The organism is Blastococcus mobilis, assembly GCF_900188025.1.
In the GTDB taxonomy this organism is placed as follows: Bacteria; Actinomycetota; Actinomycetes; order Mycobacteriales; family Geodermatophilaceae; genus Blastococcus_B; species Blastococcus_B mobilis.
In genome coordinates this window covers 35,550-55,770 of record NZ_FZNO01000028.1, presented here as the reverse complement: position 1 = coordinate 55,770, position 20,221 = coordinate 35,550, and the positions used below count along the sequence as shown (strand labels likewise).

The 20,221-nt window shown below is 73.0% G+C and carries 21 protein-coding genes and 4 riboswitches; of the genes, 12 read left to right on the top strand and 9 right to left on the bottom strand.

The genetic code is table 11. From position 1 onward, the window contains the following. Positions 1-455: 455 nt before the first annotated feature. Positions 456-1,670 carry an MFS transporter gene (locus tag CHB94_RS20390; protein WP_176445662.1) on the bottom strand — a complete coding sequence of 405 codons (1,215 nt, stop codon included), beginning with the start codon at positions 1,668-1,670 and terminating at the stop codon, positions 456-458. Between the two features lie 160 nt (positions 1,671-1,830). Then, complete coding sequence (locus CHB94_RS20385) at positions 1,831-2,307, bottom strand: heavy metal-responsive transcriptional regulator (RefSeq protein WP_089338387.1); 477 nt, start codon at positions 2,305-2,307, stop codon at positions 1,831-1,833. Positions 2,308-2,396: 89 nt separating this feature from the next. Between CHB94_RS20385 and merA the strand changes: the two genes are divergently transcribed. Further along, complete coding sequence (gene merA, locus CHB94_RS20380) at positions 2,397-3,764, top strand: mercury(II) reductase (protein WP_089338395.1); 1,368 nt, start codon at positions 2,397-2,399, stop codon at positions 3,762-3,764. A 770-nt stretch (positions 3,765-4,534) separates the two neighbouring features. Here merA and CHB94_RS20375 read toward each other — a convergent pair. From CHB94_RS20375 to CHB94_RS20370, 3 genes are all read right to left on the bottom strand, one after another. Beyond that, positions 4,535-5,164 carry a trypsin-like serine protease gene (locus tag CHB94_RS20375; protein WP_254920803.1) on the bottom strand — a complete coding sequence of 210 codons (630 nt, stop codon included), beginning with the start codon at positions 5,162-5,164 and terminating at the stop codon, positions 4,535-4,537. An 11-nt stretch (positions 5,165-5,175) separates the two neighbouring features. Next, positions 5,176-5,319 (bottom strand): hypothetical protein, encoded by a 144-nt coding sequence (locus CHB94_RS25810; RefSeq protein ID WP_217899405.1) that lies wholly within the window; start codon positions 5,317-5,319, stop codon positions 5,176-5,178. A gap of 102 nt (positions 5,320-5,421) precedes the next feature. Then, positions 5,422-6,435 (bottom strand): alcohol dehydrogenase catalytic domain-containing protein, encoded by a 1,014-nt coding sequence (locus CHB94_RS20370; RefSeq protein ID WP_089338386.1) that lies wholly within the window; start codon positions 6,433-6,435, stop codon positions 5,422-5,424. Next, a riboswitch (TPP riboswitch) is annotated at positions 6,426-6,534 on the bottom strand. Its footprint overlaps the gene before it by 10 nt. A 71-nt stretch (positions 6,535-6,605) precedes the next feature. Further along, a riboswitch (TPP riboswitch) is annotated at positions 6,606-6,699 on the top strand. On the opposite strand from CHB94_RS20370, the gene thiM reads away from it, so the two are divergent. From thiM to thiD, 3 genes are all read left to right on the top strand, one after another. Next, a complete protein-coding gene (gene thiM, locus CHB94_RS20365) occupies positions 6,693-7,490 on the top strand; it encodes a hydroxyethylthiazole kinase (protein WP_089338394.1) in 798 nt (265 codons plus the stop codon). It overlaps the preceding riboswitch by 7 nt. After that, complete coding sequence (gene thiE, locus CHB94_RS20360) at positions 7,487-8,161, top strand: thiamine phosphate synthase (protein ID WP_089338385.1); 675 nt, start codon at positions 7,487-7,489, stop codon at positions 8,159-8,161. Before thiM ends, thiE begins: the two co-directional genes overlap by 4 nt. Then, positions 8,158-8,967 (top strand): bifunctional hydroxymethylpyrimidine kinase/phosphomethylpyrimidine kinase, encoded by an 810-nt coding sequence (thiD, locus tag CHB94_RS20355; protein ID WP_089338384.1) that lies wholly within the window; start codon positions 8,158-8,160, stop codon positions 8,965-8,967. Before thiE ends, thiD begins: the two co-directional genes overlap by 4 nt. Before the next feature lie 10 nt (positions 8,968-8,977). Here the strand turns inward: thiD and bluB are convergent, their stop codons facing one another. Together bluB and thiC are read right to left on the bottom strand one after the other, a co-directional pair. Then, a complete protein-coding gene (gene bluB, locus CHB94_RS20350; protein WP_089338383.1) occupies positions 8,978-10,735 on the bottom strand; it encodes a 5,6-dimethylbenzimidazole synthase in 1,758 nt (585 codons plus the stop codon). A 4-nt stretch (positions 10,736-10,739) separates the two neighbouring features. Continuing rightward, the gene (gene thiC, locus CHB94_RS20345; protein ID WP_254920799.1) at positions 10,740-12,497 is read right to left on the bottom strand and encodes a phosphomethylpyrimidine synthase ThiC; all 1,758 of its coding nucleotides are present in this window, start codon (positions 12,495-12,497) and stop codon (positions 10,740-10,742) included. Beyond that, a riboswitch (TPP riboswitch) is annotated at positions 12,491-12,602 on the bottom strand. Its footprint overlaps the gene before it by 7 nt. Positions 12,603-12,897: 295 nt before the next feature. Here thiC and CHB94_RS20340 point away from each other — a divergent pair. The 3 genes from CHB94_RS20340 to CHB94_RS20330 all read left to right on the top strand — a co-directional run bounded on the left by CHB94_RS20340 (position 12,898) and on the right by CHB94_RS20330 (position 15,185). Further along, positions 12,898-13,299: a rhodanese-like domain-containing protein gene (locus CHB94_RS20340; RefSeq protein WP_217899404.1), complete on the top strand. Its 402-nt coding sequence runs from the start codon at positions 12,898-12,900 to the stop codon at positions 13,297-13,299. 138 nt (positions 13,300-13,437) lie between these two features. Then, positions 13,438-13,794, top strand: a complete 357-nt coding sequence (locus CHB94_RS20335; RefSeq protein WP_089338380.1) for a hypothetical protein — start codon at positions 13,438-13,440, stop codon at positions 13,792-13,794. Between the two features lie 179 nt (positions 13,795-13,973). Next, the gene (locus CHB94_RS20330; RefSeq protein WP_089338379.1) at positions 13,974-15,185 is read left to right on the top strand and encodes a Fic family protein; all 1,212 of its coding nucleotides are present in this window, start codon (positions 13,974-13,976) and stop codon (positions 15,183-15,185) included. 48 nt (positions 15,186-15,233) lie between these two features. Here CHB94_RS20330 and CHB94_RS24650 read toward each other — a convergent pair whose 3' ends face one another. Further along, a complete protein-coding gene (locus CHB94_RS24650; protein ID WP_141137582.1) occupies positions 15,234-15,608 on the bottom strand; it encodes a hypothetical protein in 375 nt (124 codons plus the stop codon). Between the two features lie 217 nt (positions 15,609-15,825). Here CHB94_RS24650 and CHB94_RS25410 point away from each other — a divergent pair, with 217 nt between their 5' ends. The 4 genes from CHB94_RS25410 (at position 15,826) to CHB94_RS20310 (ending at position 18,334) form a co-directional block, all read left to right on the top strand. Then, positions 15,826-15,972 carry a hypothetical protein gene (locus CHB94_RS25410; RefSeq protein ID WP_176445670.1) on the top strand — a complete coding sequence of 49 codons (147 nt, stop codon included), beginning with the start codon at positions 15,826-15,828 and terminating at the stop codon, positions 15,970-15,972. Between the two features lie 418 nt (positions 15,973-16,390). Beyond that, positions 16,391-17,095: a (2Fe-2S)-binding protein gene (locus CHB94_RS20320; protein WP_141137581.1), complete on the top strand. Its 705-nt coding sequence runs from the start codon at positions 16,391-16,393 to the stop codon at positions 17,093-17,095. A gap of 29 nt (positions 17,096-17,124) precedes the next feature. Then, a riboswitch (cobalamin riboswitch) is annotated at positions 17,125-17,309 on the top strand. 36 nt (positions 17,310-17,345) lie between these two features. Further along, the gene (locus CHB94_RS20315) at positions 17,346-17,549 is read left to right on the top strand and encodes a CbtB-domain containing protein (RefSeq protein WP_089338376.1); all 204 of its coding nucleotides are present in this window, start codon (positions 17,346-17,348) and stop codon (positions 17,547-17,549) included. A gap of 11 nt (positions 17,550-17,560) precedes the next feature. After that, positions 17,561-18,334: a CbtA family protein gene (locus tag CHB94_RS20310; RefSeq protein WP_089338375.1), complete on the top strand. Its 774-nt coding sequence runs from the start codon at positions 17,561-17,563 to the stop codon at positions 18,332-18,334. Positions 18,335-18,672: 338 nt separating this feature from the next. Here CHB94_RS20310 and CHB94_RS25405 read toward each other — a convergent pair whose 3' ends face one another. Further along, positions 18,673-18,822, bottom strand: a complete 150-nt coding sequence (locus tag CHB94_RS25405; RefSeq protein ID WP_176445669.1) for a hypothetical protein — start codon at positions 18,820-18,822, stop codon at positions 18,673-18,675. Positions 18,823-19,257: 435 nt separating this feature from the next. On the opposite strand from CHB94_RS25405, the gene CHB94_RS25400 reads away from it, so the two are divergent. Next, entirely contained in the window at positions 19,258-20,172 is a 915-nt protein-coding gene (locus CHB94_RS25400) for a PAS domain-containing protein (protein WP_176445668.1), read from the top strand. Positions 20,173-20,221 lie beyond the last annotated feature (49 nt).

Genomic DNA, 20,221 nt, shown 5'->3' with positions numbered 1-20,221 from the left:
GCGCGACTCGTGGAGCCGGACGACGTGGTGACCAGCGGGCGGCTCCATGCCTACGAGCCGCACCCGGCGACCTACCGGAGAGCGCGGCAGGCAGGGGTCGACGTGCCCGTGCCGGCCTCCGCGCGTGCTACTCGCGGAGCAATCGAGGCGGGCATGTGCGTGGTGCGAGTGCCGTTCCGGGGAAGGTTCCAGAGTGGCGGTGTAGGCGCCGTCTAACGCCGTCGGAGTGACGTTCCGATCAGATTGTTGAATGGTGTCGGTAATGATTGGTCGCATTGGTAGTGCGGGCAGGAGGCCTGCGGGGCCGTCGCTCGTCGGTCGATCGGCTTCACCTTCCGGCGGCGGGCCCCTGGCGCCTCCATTGGGCCCGCACTCGCGCTGGGAACCGAGGCTGTTCTCTGCTGTGCGCGATCGGTCGATGGGTCGGTGGGTTGGGCGCGAGGGAGACTGTCTACTCATCGCGGATGCACCGGCTGGACCGTCGAGAATCCGGCGGCTGCGGCGGCCAGTAGCAGCAGACCGCCGAGGTAGTAGACGACCTGGATGCCGTACTGGTCGGCGAGCAGCCCTCCGGCGGCCAGGGAGACGAGCCTGCCGCCCTGCCAGAGGACGTCCATGGAGGCGAACACCCGGCCGCGGACCTGTTCGGGAGTCTCGGCCTGGAGCATCGAGTTGAAGGTGACCGCGCCGGTGGAGGTGCCCACGCCGTAGGCGACCAGAGCCGCGACGGCCACGGGGAGAGCGGTGACGCTGGCGAGAACCAGGTCGACGACGCCGCGCAGCGCGAACGGGCCGAAGACGAACAGCGGGCGGCGGGGCTGGCGGATCAGCCGCAGCAGCGCGAGTGGGCCGAGTGCTGCGCCGATCCCGATGGCGCCGATCAGCAGCCCGTAGCCGCTTCCGGTCACGCCGAGGTGGTCTTCTGCGAGGACGACGAGCAGGGCGCTGGTGGCCCCGGCGGACAGCGCGGCGAGCAGTTGTCCGGCCGCGAGCGCGCGCAGCAGCCGGTGACGGAGGAGGACGCGGACGCCCTCACGGGCGTCGGCGAGCAGGCGCCGTCTCTCCAGGTGTTCGGGCGGGGAGGGCACGCGCAGACCGCGCAGCAGGAGGGCGCTGAGCGCGTAGGAGGCGGCGTTGATGGCGAACGCCGGGCCGTATCCGACGCCGGTGACCAGCAGCCCGGCCAGTGGGGCGAGTGCGATCTGGGAGAGCACGGCGGCGGTCCAGATGCCGCTGTTGGCCGCGACCAGGTCCTCCTTCGGCACCAGCGTGGGCAGCACGGAGGAGGCGGCCGGGTTGAAGAACACCGCGCCGATCGACATGCCGAACGCGATCGCGTACACCCCGGCCGGGGCGTCGTGCCAGACGGCGAGGCCGGCGGCGAGGACGAACCGGAACAGGTCCGAGGCGACCATGACCCGAACTCGTGGCCAGCGGTCGATCAGTGGCCCGGCGAACGGTGCCAGCAGCAGCACCGGGGCAATCTCGGCGGCGACCACGCCGCTGACCCCGAGCCCGGAGCCGGTGAGGCGGTAGATGAGCAGCGCGAGGGCGACGGTGTTGACCACGTCGCCCCACTGGGAGACGGTGCGGGCCGCCCAGAGGCGGCGGTAGCCGGGCTGGGCGAAGACGTCGCGTAGGCCCGGCTTCCGGGCTGGGGCGCCGGTCACCCGTGGCCGATGCGTGCCGCCACCCAGAGCGCGCGGCGTCGGCAGGTGAACACCCCCGGGGTGCCGCCCGACTCGTGCACCGCCGACCGCGGCAGGCGGCGCCCGCAGCACCCGCACGTCGCCCGCCCGGCGGCTTCGGCCTTCCTTGTTGCGAGAGGCCTCATCGCCGGACACCAATCGGTCGCTCAACCCTGGGCGAACCGGCCACGGCGTCCGCAGACCGCTGGACGCAACTGGCCTGATCCGTCGGGATGACGTGGCACACGGCGGCGTCCTCGCAGCCGGCGGGATCCAGGCCGTCAGCGCGATCGCGGAGGCGACGGACTTCATCGCGCAGGGCGGTGAGTTCAGCGATACGGCGGTCGAGGTCGGCGGCGTGGGCGTTCAGCAGGTCGGTGACGTGGCGGCACGGTGGGCCGTTGCGGTCCCGGACGGCGATGACCTCGCGGATCTCGGCGAGGCTGAGCCCGGCGGCTTGCGCGGCCTTCACGAACCGCAGCCTGGCAACCGCGCTGTCGTCGTAGTCGCGGTACCCCGACGGCCGCCGCTCCGGCTCGGGCAGCACTCCGGCCTGCTCGTAGAAGCGGATGGTCTTGACCGTGAGCCCAGCGTGCTCCGCCAGTTCGCCGATCCGCATCGGTTCACCGTAGGCGGCTTGACCTTCCACCGCAGGGGAAGCTTTACGGTCCGGCTCGACCGTCTCCCTCGACCTCTGCAGGAGTGACCGTGGATCGGCTCGATCTGGTCGTCGTCGGTACCGGCGGTGCCGCGATGGCCGCGGGCATCCACGCCCGTGCCCAGGGCAAGAGCGTCGTTCTGGTCGAACGCGGCGTGATCGGGGGCACCTGCCTGAACGTCGGCTGCCTGCCGAGCAAGACGCTGCTGGCCGTCAGCGGGCAGCGCGAGCACGCCCTGCGTAATCCGTTTCCGGGCGTGCCGACCAGCGCAGGGCCCGCGGACCTGGACTCGCTGGTCGACCAGAAGGACGCCCTGATCGAGCACATGCGCCACGCCAAGTACCTGGACGTGGCCGAGGCTCACGGGTTCGAGATACGCCGCGGCCAGGCGCGCTTCGCCGACCCGCAGACGTTGCTGGTGGACGGCGAGCCGCTGCCCGCCGCCGCGTATGTCATCGCCACCGGCTCCGTGCCCGCCACTCCGGACCTGCCGGGCCTGGACGGCGTGGAGTGGCTGACCTCGACCACGGCGATGGAACTGGAGGAGCTGCCGGAGAGCCTGATCGTGATCGGCGGCGGTTACGTCGGCATGGAGCAGGCCCAGCTGTTCGCCGGGCTGGGCACCCGCGTGTCCCTCATCGGCCGGCTGGCTCCGCACACCGAGCCCGAACTCGCCGACGTGATGCGCCAGGCGTTCACGCGCGTGGGCATCACCGTCATCGAGCAGCGCGCCGGCCGGGTCACCGCGGAGGCGGACGGGGTGAGCGTGACCACCAACGCCGGGCAGACGGTGACCGCGCAGCGGCTGCTCGTGGCAACCGGCAGACAGGCGAGGACCGACGGGCTCGACCTCGCCGCGGCCGGGATCGAGGTCGACGAGCGCGGGTTCATCGCCGTCGACGCCCGGCAGCACACCTTGAACCCGAAGGTGTGGGCGGCTGGGGACGTGTCCGGGGCGCCGCAGTACGTCTACGTCGCCGCCGAGACCGGTCGGGCCGCCGCGGTCAACGCCCTCGGCGGCAAGGCCGAGGTCGACTACACCGGCCTGCCCGCGGTCATCTTCACCCGCCCGCAGATCGCCAGCGCCGGGATGACCGAGGCCCAGGCGCTGGCTGCCGGGCACGCCTGCGACTGCCGGGTGCTCGGTGGTGAGGACATTCCCCGAGCGCTGACCAACCAGGACACCCTGGGCGCGCTGAAGATCGTGGTCGACGCCGACACCGGCAAGGTGCTCGGCGTGCACGCCGCACTCGACGGCGCCGGCGACGTGATGCTAGCGGCCACCTACGCCATCAAGGCCGGGATGACCGCCGACGACGTCGCCGACACCTGGGCGCCCTACCTGACGATGAGCGAGGCCCTGCGCATCGCCGCCGGACTGTTCCGCACCGACAAGCCCACCAGCTGCTGCGCGTGACCGACCCCGACCAGAGACCAGGCCGCGGCGGTCGAGGACTCCTGGCGCTACTGGCACTGCCCGTCTTGTACTGCCTCGGCCACACCGCCCTGCTCGTATCCGGCTCCGGGGCGGTGGGCGCACTGGCCTCCGCCAGCCGCCGATGGACCGCGCTGGCTGCCACCCTGGCGCTGGCGGCGCTGACTCCGCTCGCCGTCCTTACCGTCCGCCGCCACAGGAAGGGAAACGGTCGGTGAGCCGTGCGACCACAGCCCTTACCGATCTCGGCATCGGCGCCGTCGCCGGGTACGTCGGAACCAAGGCGATGGAGCCGGTGAGCATGTAGCCCTACCAACGGGAGACCGCCGCCGACCGGGCACGTGAAGACGGCGCCCGCCCGGGACCGCCCTACCGGATCGCCGCGAAGAAGACCACCGCGCTGCTCAGCCTGAACCTGACCGATCACGCGATTGACCAACCTGTCAGGGCAGTACACCAAATCGAGCACGGCCGGCCGCCCCAGACCCCGGTCGCCGTCATCCGCAACGGGTCGGTTGCCGGCCAGCGGCTCGCTCGGACCACCCTCGCCGGGGTACCGGCCGCCCTCGCCGCCGAGGAAGTCCGCCCGCCGGCGGTGTGGGTCATCGGCGATGTGGTGGCGTTGGGCGCGGGCACACCGTGGTCCACGCCGCACTGACCAGCGGCCGCTCACCGGTGGCACGACGGGGCCCTCGAGACTCCTCTGCGGGGACGACGGGCGCGGCAACGCAGGTGTCCCAGGGAACAGGCCCTCAGGCAGGCGGCAGATCCGTGACGACGCCGCGTACCCAGCCGACGATCGGGTCCACCCGGGCCGTCGTCTCCTGCGAACTGTGCGGGCAGGCCGGGCCGTCGCTCTCCACGGAGACCAGCAGCGGTGCCGATCCCGTCCGCGGCATGAAGTACGGGGCGCCGGAGTCGTAGGGACAGGCGCTGGTGTCCGGGGCGGGCCAGTGGCCCACGACCTGGACAGTGCTCGGTCGGACGCCGGCGACCTTCACCTGTCCCCAGTAGAGCTGGTCGCTCCACGACCCGGTGCTCGAGGTGGCTCCCCAGCCGGCGAAGGTCAGGATCTGCCCGCGGACCGGCTTCTGCGTGTTCAGGGCCAGGGGCGTGACGCCGTCGACCGGCGCATCCAGCTGGGTCACTGCAATGTCGGTCGTACCAGACTGCTCGACCCAGACGACCGAGCGTGTCACGCCGGCAGCAGGGTCGGCCGTGTTCGCAGTGCCGAGGCGGGCTGTGGTGCCGTACCGCGGCACGCCACCGACGCGGTTCCGGTCGCCGTCGTGGAAGCAGTGGCCGGCCGTCATGATCCATGTCGGAGAGATCAGCGCTCCCGAACAGGCGCTGTCGTATGTCGACCCATCCGAACGGGCGATGTCGTTCAGCCTCAGCTGGACAGCGAGGGGAAGGCGCCGTTCCCCGCCGCGACGCCGTTGGCGATCGCCGCGGCCGGCGCCAGCCCCAGCGCGCCCACGGTGAGTACCGAACTCAGAACCGCGATGGCTCCGGTCAGCAGCCGACGCGCGCGCATGGCATTCCCCCGTGATCGACCTGATGTGAGTTCGCGGAAGCTATCACCCAGGCCTCCTCGGGAGGCCCGCAGGCCACGAGCAGTGGCCTCCCTCCCCCAGCTTCAGGGCATGAGCACGGCCCTGCCGACGACCCGACCTGCGCGGAGGTCGTCGAGCACCCGTCCCGCATCGCTGAGCGGGTGCTCGGTGACCCTGGTGACGAGCCGCCCGCGGGCGGCGAGGTCGAGGGCGTCCACCAGCTCCGAACGCCGGTTGCCCACGGAGGTCACGATGCGCTGTTCCGGAACGACGAGCGACAGCGGGTCGATCTCGACGCGGTCGAAGCTGTAGCCGACGTAGACGAGGGTGCCGCGCTTGCCGAGTGAGGCGAGCGCCGCGGCGCTGGTCTCCCGCGTGCCGACCAGCTCGAAGACGACGTCGGCACCGGCGCCGCCGGTCGCTTCCCGGATCACGGCAGCCACGTCCTCGGTGGCGGCGTTCACCGTCGTCTCGGCCCCCAGCTCCCGCGCCAGCGCGAGCCGCTCCGGGTTGCGGGCCACGGCGATGGGTCGCGCCCCGGCCTCGCGCAGCACCTGCACGAGCGCCAGGCCCACTCCGCCGGTGCCGTAGACGACCGCCGCCGCACCTGCCGCGACGCCGGCCACGTCCACGGCGTGGAGCGCCGTGGTGCCGCTGCAGCACAGGGCGGCGGCCGACGCGAGGTCGAGCCCGTGCGGGACCGGCACGGTGGCGGAGGCAGGCACCACGATCTGTTCCGCGAAGCCCCCGTCCGTGGCGAAGGCCAGGAAGCCGAGCGGCGCGTCGCAGAGGTGGTCGTCCCCCACGCGGCACCAACGGCAGCGGCCGCAGGCGTGCAGATAGTGCACGGCGACCCGGTCACCCACGGCGAGGTCCTCGACCGCCTCGCCGACCTCCGCGACGACGCCGGCCACCTCGTGCCCGAGGGTGATCGGCGTCCGGGCCGGGGTGAGCAGGCCGTCCAGGAAGTGCAGCTCGGTGCCGCAGACCCCGGCCGCCGCCACATCGATCAGCACATCCCGCGGACCGGGTCGAGGGGTGTCGACGTCATCGACCACCAACGGCCGACCGGCCCGGTGAAAACGCACAGCACGCACAGCTGTCTCCCTACGCCGGCATGACCCGGACAGGTTCGAACGGTCGGCGGCCCCAGCCGCCCTCTCAGCCCATTCGGATGGGCTCCCGTGGTACGGACGGGCACGCTACCGGGGCCTGCGGATCCGCTCCAGCGGGGGTCGCCCGCCCATGGGGCTGTTAGGTTCGAGTCGTACGTGGCACGGGGTGTCCCGCCCGGGACTGAGAACACACCCGTCGAACCTGCTCCAGTTCGTACTGGCGAAGGGATGTCACCGGCATGGAATCCGTCGACCTGCGCGCGGCCCGGACGGCGCTGCGCGAGGCGGCACCCCTGGTGCACTGCCTGACCAACACAGTGGTGCAGACGCTCACCGCCAACGCGCTGCTCGCGGCCGGAGCCGCGCCGGCCATGGTGGACGCACCGCAGGAGGCCGGCGACTTCGCCGCCCTCGCCTCCGCGGTGCTGGTCAACGTCGGAACGGTGCACGAGCGCACCGCCGAGGCGATGCGGATCGCCGCCCGCTCCGCCGGAACGGCCGGCACGCCGTGGGTCCTCGACCCGGTCGCCGTCGGCGCCCTGGCCTACCGGACGGCGCTGGCGGCGGAGCTCGTGACGCTGCGGCCGACGGTGGTGCGCGGCAACGCCTCGGAGGTGATGGCGCTCGCCGGGGCCGGCGCCGGAGGTCGGGGCGTGGACAGCACCGCGGGCGCCGACGACGCCGCGGCGGCCGCCGCGGAGTTGGCCCGGCGGACCGGTGGCGTGGTGGCGGTCAGCGGGGCGGTCGATCTCCTGACCGACGGCTCCCGGACGGTGCGCGTGGGCGGCGGTTCGGCCCTGCTCACCCGGACCACCGGGGCCGGGTGCGCGCTCGGCGCCCTGGTCGCCGCCTATCTGGCCGTCACCGACGACCCGCTCGCCGGGGCGGTCGCCGCGCACGCCCACGTGGCGCTGGCCGCTGAACGGGCCGCGGTCACGGCCGGCGGGCCGGGCACGTTCGCGGCCGCGTGGCTGGATGCTCTCGACGCGGTCGACGGGGACACGCTGGCGAAGGCCGACGTGCGCATCGCCGGATGAGACCGCCGTTCGACCCGACGCTCTACCTGGTCACCGACACCGAGCTCTGCGGGCCGCGGCCGGTGGCCGACGTCGTCCGGGCTGCGGTGGCCGGCGGGGTGACCGCGGTTCAGGTGCGCGACAAGAACGCGTCCCGTCGCGATCTGCTGGCGCTCACGCGCGCCGTGCAGGCGGCGGTCGTGGACGCCCCGGGGGTGTGCGTCGTGGTCAACGACGCGGTCGACGTCGCGCTGCTGGCCGATGCGGACGGCGTTCATGTCGGCCAGGACGATCTCTCCGTCGTCGAGGTCCGCGCGTTGGTCGGGCCGGACCGCCTGCTCGGGCTGTCGGTGTCCTCGCGTGCCGAGCTCGACGCCGCCCTGGCGCTGCCGACCGGAACGCTCGACCTGGTGGGTCTCAGCCCCGTGTGGAGCACCCCGACCAAGCCCGATGCCGGTCCGGCGCTGGGCCTGGCCGGCATCCGGGATTTGGCCGCCGCCGCCCGTGCCGGTGGGCTGGCCGCCGTGGCGATCGGCGGGATCAGCGCCGGCCGGGCCGCCGAGGTCGCCGCCACCGGGGTGGACGGGATCTGCGTGGTGTCCGCCCTGTGCACGGCCGCCGACCCCACGGACGCGGCCAGGACGCTGCGTCAGGAACTCGGCCGGAGCCGGCCGGCGGAGGTGACGCGATGACCGCCGTGGCCCTCACGGTGGCCGGCAGCGACCCCAGCGGGGGCGCCGGTGTGCAGGCCGACCTGAAGACGTTCAGCGCGCTCGGCACCTACGGCACCGCCGTCCTCACCGCCCTCACCGCGCAGAGCACCCGCGGGGTCACCGGGGTGCACGGGGTGCCGGCCGCGTTCGTCGGGTTGCAGCTGCGCACGCTGCTCGACGACGTCGACGTGCACGCCACCAAGCTTGGCATGCTGGGCACCGCCGAGGTGGTACGGGAGGTGGCCGCCGTGCTGGGCGAGCGTCGGGTCGGACCGGTCGTCTGCGACCCCGTCATGGTCGCCACCAGCGGTGACCGGCTGATCGACGAGGAGGCGGTGGCCGCCGTCCGCACCGACCTACTGCCGCTCGCCGACCTGATCACGCCCAACGTGCCGGAGTCGGCGGCGCTGCTCGGCGTCGCTCCGGCCACCCACGTCGACGAACTGCCGGAGCAGGCGGTGGCCCTGTTGGCGCTGGGACCCGGCGCCGTCCTGCTCAAGGGCGGGCACCTCGGCGGCGCCGACAGCGTCGACGTGCTCGCCTCCCCCGAGGGGGTGCACGTCACCCGGCGCCCGCGGGTGAGGACGAACGCGACCCATGGCACCGGCTGCACGCTCTCCTCAGCGATCGCCGCGCTCGCCGCCCGGAGCCCGGACGCGGGGTGGCCGGCACTCGTCGAGCGCGCGCGCGACTACCTGCAAGGGGCCCTGGAGGCTGGCGGCGCGTTGGGCATCGGCTCCGGGCACGGACCGGTGCACCACTTCGCCGGGATCTGGCCGGACTGACCGGCTCGGCTCAGCGGTCGACCTGCGCAGTACCGCGCCGCAGCTGAAGACCGTCCAGGAGCAAACCGGTGGCTAGCGCCGCGCCCACCCCTTCACCGGCGCGCATGCGCACGTCCAGCAGGGGCTCGCAGCCCAGGTGTTCGAGGACCAGGGCGTGTCCCCGCTCGCGGCTGCGCTGGCCGGCGACCAGGCAGGCCTGCACGGCGGGTTCGAGCTGCACCGCCACGAGGGCCGCCAGCGAAACGGCGAAGCCGTCGACGACGACGACCGCGCGCGCCTGCGCCGCCCCCCACGCCACGCCCGCGAGCACCGCCAGTTCGGGACCGCCCACTTCCGCCAGCGCGGTCAGCGGATCCTCGCCCAGCGCCGGGTGGTTCCGCCGCGCCCGGTCAACCGCAGCGGAGACGACACCGCGCTTGCGGTCGAGCATGGCCGCGTCCGCGCCGGAGCCCAGGCCGATCACCGCGTCAGCGTCGGTACCGAGCATTCCGCAGGCGAGAGCCGCCGCCACCGTGGTGTTGGCGACGCCGACCTCCCCGAGCGCGACGATGCCGGCCGCACCGGCTTCCCGCCCCAGCCGCCGCCCGGATGCCACCAGGCGCCGCGTGTCGGCCAGCGTCATCGCCGGTGCGTTCACCAGGTCCCCGCGGTATCCCGACGGTCGCGTGGCCGTGACACCGGGGACCGGGTCCCCGGCCACGCCGGCATCGACGATCCGCAACTCCAGCCCGACCGCTCGCGCAGCGGTGGCACCGAGCGACGTCCCCGCCACCGCGGCGCGCAGCACGTCGCCGGTGACCGACTGGCTGTAGGGCGAGACCTGGTGCGCCGCCAATGGATGGTCCGCCGCGGCGAGCACGAGCACCCCTCCGGTGGCCGCTGACCGACCCAGCGCGACGGCGCGGTCGACGGCCCTGTCCAGGACCCCGAGGGAGCCGGGCACGGCCAGCAGCCGATCGGCCTCGTCGCGGGCGCCGACCACCGCCGGCTGGTCAGGAGCGCGCAGCCGCGACGGCGGTGGAGGTGGCGCGCCGGCCTCGTCCGGCCACCGGTCGGCGAGCACGACGTCGCGCAACGGGAGCCGCCGGGACCAGCCGGCGCGCTCGAGGCCGGGTGCCGGCGGGCGCTCGTCGGGCCAGCCGAGACAGAGCCAGCCGAGCGTGACCACGCCCTCCGGGAGCCTGAGCAGTTCGGCGAGGTCCTCGGGACGGAAGAGGGTCACCCAGCCGAGGCCCAGTCCCTCGGCCCGGGCGGCCAGCCACAGGTTCTGGATCGCGGCCGCGCAGCTCCACAGGTCGGCGTCGGGGAACGTCGCCCGGCCCAGCACTCCGGCGGCGGGGGCGCGCCGGTCACAGCACACGACGATCCCGAGCGGGGCCTCCCGCACCCCCTCGAGTTGGAGGTCGAGGAGACGACGGGCCGCGTCGGCCTCGAGCCGTTCGGCCTGGCGGAGCCGTTCGCGGTCGGTGAGGACTGCCGCCCGGTCCCGGATCCCGGGATCGCGGACGACGAGGAACCGCCAGGGCTGGCTGTGCCCGACCGACGGGGCTGCGTGGGCGGCGCCGAGGACACGCTCCAGCACCTCGTCGGGCACCGGATCGGGCCGGAACCGTCGGACATCGCGTCGAGCCCCGATGGCCTCGTACACGCCGGCCCGGGTGCCGGGCGGCAGCCGCCAGGCCGTGGGATCCGCCGCGCGCTCGGAGGCAGCGGTCGCGTCGCCGACGAGCGGCACCGGGCGGGGCCAGGGGTGGCCGGGCTGCGTCACGCGGCTACGGGACGACGGGCAGCTGGATACGGCCTCCGCTGGCGCTGAACTCGGCGGCCTTCTCCCGCAGCCCGGCCTCGATCGCTTCTCCCGACGTCAACCCCCGTTCCTCGGCGTAGCGGCGGACGTCCTGGGAGATGCGCATGGAGCAGAAGTGCGGGCCGCACATCGAGCAGAAGTGCGCCGTCTTGGCGGGAGCGGCGGGCAGGGTCTCGTCGTGCATCGAGCGGGCGGTGTCCGGGTCGAGGGCCAGGTTGAACTGGTCCTCCCAGCGGAACTGGAACCGCGCGTCCGAGAGTGCGTCGTCCCAGGCCTGGGCACCCGGGTGTCCCTTGGCGACATCGGCGGCGTGCGCGGCGATCTTGTAGGCGATCATGCCGTCCTTGACGTCGTCCCGGTCGGGCAGGCCGAGGTGTTCCTTGGGGGTGACGTAGCAGAGCATGGCCGTGCCGTGCCAGGCGATCATGGCTGCACCGATCGCCGAGGTGATGTGGTCGTACCCGGGTGCGATGTCGGTGGTGAGTGGCCCGAGCGTGTAGAAGGGCGCCTCGTGGCAGAGCTCGAGCTGCAGGTCCACGTTCTCCTTGATCTTGTTCATCGGCACGTGACCGGGGCCCTCGATCATGACCTGCACGTCGTGCTCCCAGGCGATTGTCGTGAGCTCACCGAGGGTGCGCAGCTCGGCCAGCTGCGCCTCGTCGTTCGCGTCGTACACCGACCCCGGCCGCAGCCCGTCGCCCAGGGAGAACGTCACGTCGTAGGCGCGCAGGATCTGGCACAGCTCCCCGAAGTGCGTGTAGAGGAAGTTCTCCTCGTGGTGGGCCAGGCACCAGGCCGCCATGATCGACCCGCCGCGGGACACGATGCCGGTCTTCCGGGCGGCGGTAAGCGGCACGTAGCGCAGCAGGACGCCGGCGTGCACCGTCATGTAGTCGACGCCCTGCTCGCACTGCTCGATCACGGTGTCGCGGTAGACCTCCCAGGACAGTTCTTCCGCCTTGCCGCCGACCTTCTCCAGCGCCTGGTAGATCGGCACCGTCCCGATCGGCACCGGGGAGTTGCGCAGGATCCACTCGCGGGTGCTGTGGATGTTGCGGCCGGTGGACAGGTCCATCACGGTGTCGGCACCCCAGCGGGTCGCCCAGGTCATCTTGTCCACCTCCTCCTCGATGGAGGAGGCGACGGCCGAGTTGCCGATGTTGGCGTTCACCTTCACCAGGAACTCCCGGCCGATGATCATCGGCTCGGACTCGGGGTGGTTGACGTTCGCCGGGATGACGGCGCGCCCGCGGGCGACCTCGGCCCGCACCTGCTCGGCCGGCACGCCCTCCCGGACGGCGATGAACTCCATCTCGGCGGTGACCAGCCCGCGGCGGGCGTAGGCGAGCTGCGTGACCGCGGCGTTCCCCGCGGCGCGCAGGGGACGGCGGCCGTCGCCCGCGAAGACCGCGTCGAGGTTGCGCAGGTCGCCGGGCCTGCGCCCGTCGTCCTCGGCACGGACCGGCCGTCCGTCGTAGTCCTCGGTGTCCCCGCGCTCGGCGATCCACGCCGAGCGCACGCCTGGCACTCCTCGTCGGACGTCGGCGTCGAAGGCCGGGTCGGTGTACGGGCCGGATGTGTCGTAGAGCACGACGGAGTCGCCGGTGCTGAGCACGATCTCGCGCATCGGCACCCGCATGTCCGGCCGTGGACCCGCCAGGTACGTCTTGCGGCTACCGGGGCGAGCGCCGGACTCGGCCGAGGTGGTGGACGGAGCTGTCAAGGGAATCCCCTCCCTACGCCGGTATGACCCGGATCAGGTTGTGGCGGTCAGCGGCCGTTGAGCCGTCTTCTCAGCCCGGTACGCCGGGCTCCCGCGGTGGCGAGGGGGACCCTAGACCTCACCCCGGAGGGTCTCGCCACGACCCCCGACGAGTCGCGTCGCACGCCTCGCTCTGGCCGCGGAGGGCGGCAGGATCGACGTGACAACCGTGTAGCGCCCCTCGGCCATGCCGGTGCGCCCATCGCACTGAGCACACTGAGGTGGGGCCGGTCCGGGGGGCATGGGTAGTCATCGACGGCGAACGGGCGGTTGAGCCCCGCCGGGCGCCCTGATCAGGGAGGCAACGATGCAACGTCACGCACGAAGTCGGGACCAAAAGCCAAGGAGCGTCCCGTGGCCGGTGAACGGCGATGCCGACGTCGTCGCGGTAGACACCACCTGGGGGGACCTCCAGCGGCTGGGTGCAGCGCCCGGGGTGCAGACCGTCGGCGAACTGGAGCTCGCCGAGCTGGTCGAACAGGGCGGCGTAGTCGTGGACTGCCGCACCGCCGGCTCCTTCGGCGGGCGCACCATCCCCGGTTCGGTGAACATCCCCCACGACGAGATCGTTGACCGCAAGGACGACCTGGACCCGGAGCGCACCTCGATCCTGTTCTGCAACGGCCCCCAGTGTCCCCAGTCACCCGACGCAATCCGGCGGCTGCTCGACGCTGGCTATCCCGCCTCCGCGCTGGCCTACTACCGGGGCGGGATGCACGACTGGGTGACCCTGTCGATGCCCACGGAGCCACGCGAGGACTGAACGAGTGGCTCGCCACGCCCGATCGGTGAACTCCGCCGCCGTCGCATCCACGGCTCGACCGGCGGATGGGTACAGGACCGAGGAGCCGTGGGACGCGAGACGATGCACAGTGGAGGCTTGGTCTGATGAGGAAGCCGTTTGCAGCTCGGGCGCGACGAGATCACGCTGGCCGAGCTGGCTGACCTGACCCCCCGCCCGCTTGCTGACCAGGGCATCTATTTCGGCTCGTGCGGCACCATGGCCGCGCCCGACGACGAGCTGCGTGACTTCGCCGCACGGACCGGCGTGTGGGCGATAGCCGGCTCCACGCGGGCGGTGGACTGGGCCGTGTCGGCAGCCTTCGATTTCACCCTGCTGCCGGAGCTGCTGGACAGCATCGACGTCAAGAAGCTGTACGCCCGCCTGTGCAAGCGCCATCCGTACTTCGTCGACACCCTGGGGCTGCGCCTCGCCACTGCGGATTGGGTCTCCCCTGCCCGTCGCGCCGCGAGCTGAGAGAGGCTTCGTGGAGCTGTAGGTCCGACGACGTAACGCAGAGTAGTGCCTGGGTCCTCCCTCGGTGACCAAGTGGTGGCGGACGTGAAGTACAGATGGCAGAATTAACGCGTTACCCGTGAACGCGTGAAAAGTCTCGCCCTCCATGTTTGCCGGCGTGACAAGTCGAAGGAGTCCGAGTGCAGGTCGATCGCTTCGCATCCTCGCCGGTTGGTCATCTGGAACGCATCCAGGGGACGGACGGGCGGACCGGGCGGGAGTACGACCACGTCGCCTTCGTCCCCGACCCGCTCGACGATGAGCCCGAGCTGTCCGGTGTCACGTGGCGGGCGGTGAGCCGGGCGGGGCACGCGCTCGGCCGCTTGCTGCAGGCCGGTCGCCAGGTGCCGGAACCGGCACTGTTGCGGCGGCCGACGCTGCGGCGGGAGGCCCAGAGCACGTCCGCGCTGGAAGGGACCTTCGCGCCGCTCGAGGACGTACTGGCCGCGGATGCGCTGGACGAGGCACCGCACTCGCTGGAGCTCACCGAGGTGCTGAATTACGTGCAGACGGCGGAGTTCGCCTTCGCGGAGATCGCGCAGGGCCGTGCGCTGGGGCTTGTCCTCGTGGAAGACCTGCAAGGGCGCCTGGCACGGGGCACGCCGGCCGATACCGACCAGGCAGGCCACGTCCGGACCATCCAGGTCGCCATCGGAGAAGCGGGCGGCAGCATCGAGACCGCCCGCTATGTCCCGCCGCCACCAGGGCTGGAACTCGAACGGTCGCTGCGTGATCTCCTTGACTGGACGAACGCCTCGCGCAGGCGGAACAGGGATCCGGTCGTCGCCGCTGCCATGGCGCACTACCAGTTCGAGGCGCTGCACCCGTTCAACGATGGCAATGGGCGCATCGGACGGCTTCTGGTGGTCCTCCAGCTGATCCAAGACGGAGCACTGGAAGATCCCTTGCTCAGCATCTCCCCCTGGTTCGAACAGCGCCGCCGCGACTACCAGGATCGCCTTCTCGAAGTCAGCGCCAGCGGCGACTGGGACGGCTGGGTCCGGTTCTTCGCCGAAGGAATCGAAACCTCGGCGTTGGACACCGCCGTCCGCGTCGATCGTCTCCTGCGGGTGCAGGAGGACTACGCCGGCCGGCTCCGGCATGTGGGCGCGACCGGGCTCATCCGGGATCTCGCCAAATCCCTCATCGCCTATCCGTACATCGACGTCTCCCGGACCGCCGCGCGCCTCGGAAGCACATTCCAGACGGTCAACAAGGCTGTGGCGCGCCTGGTCGACCTCGGCATCCTCCGGGAGCGAACAGGCCGCTCCTACGGCCGCCTCTTCGAGGCGGCCGCCGTGGTCGAGGTCATGACCGCCCGCCAGTTGCCCGCTCCCGAAGGCGTTGGGTGATCATGCAGTGCAGCAAGGCCGGGTCGCCGACGCGAATGCGGCCTTCGGTCAGCCGAGGATCATCGTCGATGAGCTTCTCGATGTGAGCTGATGAGATCGATCCGTCATCGTGCGCTGTCGGCCGTCTCCAGTCTCGCCAGCACCCGTCGCGAGCTCTCGAGCCGGTCCTGTGCTGCCTGTGCGAGGTAGTCGAAGTAGCCGTGCAGCTTCGCGCTCCCCTTCCAGTTGGCGTTGCGATTCCTCGTGCGTCCGGTCTTCGAGCTCGCGGAGGCGCGCGAACCCGAAGGCTTTCGCCGCCGCCAGGGCGTCGCCGAGCCGGCGGCGGTCCCTGAGCTTTTCCTCGGCCGCTCGGGCCCGCACGAGCTTCGACTCGAGCTGCTCATCGAAGCGCCGCAGCGCACGCTCACGTTCTTTGCCGCCCATCTGCAGGATGCGGGTCAGGTCGCGGGCCAGCCCCTGCTGCGCGACTCAAGACAGCGGGATGACCGTGGCGCCGATCATGCGGGTGCGGGCGTCGATGGCGTGACCGTCGCAGAGGTCGAGCTGATCGCCTTCGGCGTCGACGACGCGGTGGGTGACCGGTTCGGCGCACGGCTCGGCGACTCGGTCGTGGAACCACCGGCGGAGGTAGCCGGGGGCGGTGCACCAGCAGCGCCCCGAGGAGCTGCTGGACACCGCCGACGAACTCATCCGACTGGCCGCCCGGCGGACCGACGCCTGCCCGGTGCCGTGGGGCGCCTGCCCCGAGCACGGCGCCACGCTGCGGTCCACCACCGGGCTGGGGTGAGTCCCTCGTCGACGATGGCGCTCATCGCCGCACCGGAGACCAGCCCGGCGGCCAGCGGCCCGAGCGGGGTGCGTCAGCGCAGCAGCGCGTAGGTCCGCGCCCAGGAGACGGCCAGGCCGTAGTGGGAGCCGACCGCGGCCTTCCTCAGCGCCGCGTCGGAAAGTTCAGGCCGAGCAGGGCGGCGGTCTTCTGCGGGCGTCGTCGCCCACCTGGCGTTCGGCCTGGCCGTCGCCGCCGTCACTGAGACGGCGTGGGCCTTGCTACGCCGCCCTTGACCCTTGAATCGTCGCCGTGGCAGGACCCGGCGTCCCGCCACGGGGCGTATGGCACCGTGCGTGCCTCCTTCGCTTCCTCGACGGGCCGCGGCAAGGAACAGGTCCGCACGGAATGGCGCGCCGCCATGCAGGAGGATGACGGCGTGACGGTCCCGACGGCGGCGCAGGCGCTGGCCGCCGCCGCGACGCTCGGTCCCTTCTCGGCCGTGGCTGGGGTTCCCGGGCCCGGCTGGGTCACGTGGGCCGCACTGGTCGACGGCGGTCCGCTGGAGCGGCGGGTGGTCGACGTCCGCGCCGCGCTGGCCGCCGGTCCCGGGTCGCCCGACGTGGACCTGCGGGTCGCCGCCTCGCTCGCGCACCTCGGATTGGTGGCCCGGCTGGTCTCGCCTCTGCTGGGGGCCGCGCTGACCAGTGGCGTCCTGCCCGTGGCCCCGCCGAGCGGGGTGCACCTGCGGCTGGCCGGCCGCAACCCGCTGCCGCTGACGCTCCCTTCTGCGCAAGCTGTGCCCGTGGCCGACTCCGCCGCGCTGGCCGCCGCGCTGGACCGCTGCTGGCTGGCGCCGGCCGTGCTGCCCCTGTCGGCTGCCGTGGCCGTCCGCACCGGCCTGTCCCGTTCGGTGCTCGACGGCAACGCCGTCTCCGCCGTCGCCGGTGCGCTGCGGATGGCGGCGGCCGCGCGGCCGGAGCTGGTCGGCCCGGCCGCCGCGGCGCTCGACGAGGTGCTGTTCCACGGCGCGCTCGCCGGCACGGGCCGACGGCGGGACGACGGCAGTTTCGTACGCCGCTCGTGCTGCCTGTTATACCGGCTCCCCAGTGCCGGTACGTGCGGCGACTGCATCCTCGCGTGACGTGCCCCGCGACCGCAGCGACGGGGGTGTAGCGTTCCCCATGCCGCAGTGTCAGGGAAGCCGGTGCAAGTCCGGCACGGTCCTCGCCACTGTGACCGGGGAGCGGACCCCCCACGACACCACTGGTGCACCTCGCGGAGCGCGGGACCACCGGGAAGGTCGGGGCGAGCGTCGATCCGGGAGTCAGGAGACCGGCTGCGGCGCGCACCACGTCATTCCACGAGGCATGGAAGAAAGGCTCTCAATCGTCATGACCTCCTCCCCGCACGCCCTGTCCGCTGCCGGGCGCCACCGCATCGCCGTTCCCGCCTGGGCCTGGGCGCTGGCCCTGCTCGGGCTGTTCGGGCTCTACCTGATCGCCCAGGACAACGGCGCGGTGCTCGCCTCGCTCGGCGACACAGCGCACGAGTTGTTCCACGACGCCCGGCACTCGCTGGGCATGCCCTGCCACTGAGGGGCGGCGCCGTGACCGAGGTCCTCGACCGCCGCACAACCGCGCAGCCGCCCCGCTTTGGGCAACTCTTCGGCCGGCTGCTGCTCGCCGGGGTCATCGCCGGCACGCTGGCCGGCGTCTACTCGCTGCTGGTCACCGAGCGGGCCATCGCGCCTGCGCTCGAGCTCGAGGAGGCCCGCGCGGCCGCCGAGGGTGCGGGGCAGGAGCACGCCGAGGAGCTGTTCTCCCGCACCGAGCAGCTGGTCGGCGGCTTCTTGGGCACCGTGCTGGCCGGCGTCGTCCTGGCGGTGGTCTTCGCCGCCGTCTACGGCATGGTCCGCCACCGGCTGCCCGGACGTAACGACGTCGCCCGGGTGGCGCTGCTGGCTGCCGTCGGCTTCGGTGTGCTCGCGCTGCTGCCCGCCCTGAAGATCCCGGCCAATCCGCCGGCCGTCGGCGACGCCGCGACCGTCGGCACCCGCACCGCCATCTACGGCGGGGTGCTGCTGTGTGGCGTCGTCGGCGCGATGCTCGTGGCCGCGCTGGTCAGCTGGTTGCGCAGCCGGGGCACCGGCGACGCGGCCACGGCGCTCATGGCCGCCGTGGCCACCGCAGTCCTGCTCGCCGCGGTGATGGTGTTCGTGCCCGACAACCCCGACACCATCGCCGCCGACGTCCCGGCCGCGGTCGTGTGGGACTTCCGACTGGCCTCCCTGGGCCAGCTGGCAGTGCTCTGGGCCGCACTCGGCCTGGCCGGCGGCTGGCTGGTCGACCGGCTCACCCGGCCGTCCGCCGCCCTCAGCTGACCGAAGGCGGCTCGTCAGTGGGCTCGCAGCCCACCGGTCCGCGGCCGAGCGGAGCTTAGCCCGCGGACCCGGTCCTGGCCTTCTGCTCCTGTTGACACGTGCTGGCCTGGACCACCGGGATCGGTGACCGAGCGGCGGTGCGCCGGAACGGCGTGATCCCGGGCGCGTCGGTCTCTGTCGAGGCCCCGGCGCGGCTTATCCCGATGTGGACGGGGCGCCGCTTTGGCCAGCGGGAGGTGCGGGGGCTATGCCGGGTCGGCGGCATCCCCGCGGGAGGCCGCTGGAGCAGCCATGCCGGCGTCGTCGCCGGAGTGGCGGGTCAGCGCGGCTGGTCGGGGTCAGGGGCAGCTGGCCGCGCCGGCGGGGACGGGTGGAGGTCGGTCGGTCAAGCCGGGCTGGTCGATGCCGTGGTTGTCGTGTTGCGGCTGGTCCAGGCGGAGCCGGACCAGCGCCCGCTGCAGGGGCGCGGACGCTCCCAGGAGGCTCATCTGCCGGTCGTGCCGGAGGCTGCGGTGGTGAGTGGTGTTGAGCGCGCGCAGGTCGCCGTCGTCGGCGCCGGCCGGTCGGGCGCCGTCGAGGAGGGCGCCGCGGAGCTGGACGCGCAGGGGCCGTCAGCTCCGCGACGGTTCTCGGAACGCCTGTCCACCGTGCGGCGGCGGGTTCGGGCGGCGGCTGCGCGGTGGCCGGCGCCCCCACAGCGTGTCGTTCATGTGCTCCGCTCCGGACGTCGGCGCGCCCCGCCAAGCTGGGCTCCGGTCACGGTAGGGCACCCATGCCCGCGGGCCCCAGGCCAGCTCGGGAGCCGCTGGCACCGGGCCTGACCCCCGGCGACCCGCGCCGGCGGCGCGCCCTCCCGGAGCCCGCTGCTGGCGTACTGTCCCTGCGACCCTTCCTCGAGGAGCTGCCGACGCACGGGGGTCGTGGTGAGTGAGTCCGCCGCCGCCCGGCTCGGCCCGGCGCCGCTGGCCGCGGCGGTGGAGGCCGCGCCCGACGGTGTGGCGATCTTCGACACCGACTGGACGGTCCGCTACGTCAACCCGGCTGGCGCCCGGCTGCTGCAGCGCGCGCAGGCTGAGCTGGTCGATCGCAACCTGTGGATAGCGCTGCCAGAGCTCGGCAGGACGATCCAGCACAGCTTCCTGCTGCCTGACCGCAGCGTCGGGACCGCGGTGTCCTGGCAGGGGTCCTACCCGCCGGCCGGCCGCTGGCTGTCGGTCACAGCCGTCCTGGTCGGCGACCTGCTGCAGGTGTACTTCCGGCCGGCCGGCCGCTGGCTGTCGGTCACAGCCGTCCTGGTCGGCGACCTGCTGCAGGTGTACTTCCGGCCGCGCACCGCCCGGCATCCCGAGCGGCCGGACCAGGCGGATGTCGTGGACACGCGCCCCGGTGTCGGCGACGGGGACGACGACGTCGACGCCGATCGGCTGCGGTTCCTCGCGGAGGTCAGCGAGGCGCTGATCGGCGAGTTGGACACCCGTGAGTCCGCCGCCAGGCTCGCCGAGCTGGTGGTGTCGCGGCTGGCTGACTGGGCGATCGTTGCACTCCTCGAGGACGGGCGGCCCGGCGAGGAGGCGTGGGCGCACCGCGATCCGGCCCGACGGGCCGACCTGGACGCCTACATGCGGGGTCGGATCCTGGGCACTGCCCAGAACACGCCGCTGGCCGCCGCGCTGCTGACCGGCGAGCCGGTGCAGTTGACCGCCCTGGACCCGGCGCTGGTCGAGCCCAGCCTGCCCACCGAGGAGGTTCGGGCGGCCTGGGAGCGCCTCGAGGCTTCCTCCTGCAGCATCGTGCCGCTGCGTGCCCGCGCCGAGACGTTCGGCGCGCTCGCCTTATGAACAGCGCCGGCCGGCCGCCGCACACCGAGATGGAGATCGCCACTGCTGT

Excerpts from the sequence above, each read along its gene's own strand:
- CHB94_RS20385 (WP_089338387.1), bottom strand. The coding sequence starts at position 2,307 with ATGCGGATCGGCGAACTGGCGGAGCACGCTGGGCTCACGGTCAAGACC.
- CHB94_RS25810 (WP_217899405.1), bottom strand. The coding sequence starts at position 5,319 with ATGCGCGCGCGTCGGCTGCTGACCGGAGCCATCGCGGTTCTGAGTTCG.
- thiM (WP_089338394.1), top strand. The coding sequence starts at position 6,693 with ATGGAATCCGTCGACCTGCGCGCGGCCCGGACGGCGCTGCGCGAGGCG.
- thiE (WP_089338385.1), top strand. The coding sequence starts at position 7,487 with ATGAGACCGCCGTTCGACCCGACGCTCTACCTGGTCACCGACACCGAG.
- thiD (WP_089338384.1), top strand. The coding sequence starts at position 8,158 with ATGACCGCCGTGGCCCTCACGGTGGCCGGCAGCGACCCCAGCGGGGGC.
- CHB94_RS24650 (WP_141137582.1), bottom strand. The coding sequence starts at position 15,608 with ATGGGCGGCAAAGAACGTGAGCGTGCGCTGCGGCGCTTCGATGAGCAG.
- CHB94_RS20315 (WP_089338376.1), top strand. The coding sequence starts at position 17,346 with ATGACCTCCTCCCCGCACGCCCTGTCCGCTGCCGGGCGCCACCGCATC.
- CHB94_RS25405 (WP_176445669.1), bottom strand. The coding sequence starts at position 18,822 with ATGAGCCTCCTGGGAGCGTCCGCGCCCCTGCAGCGGGCGCTGGTCCGG.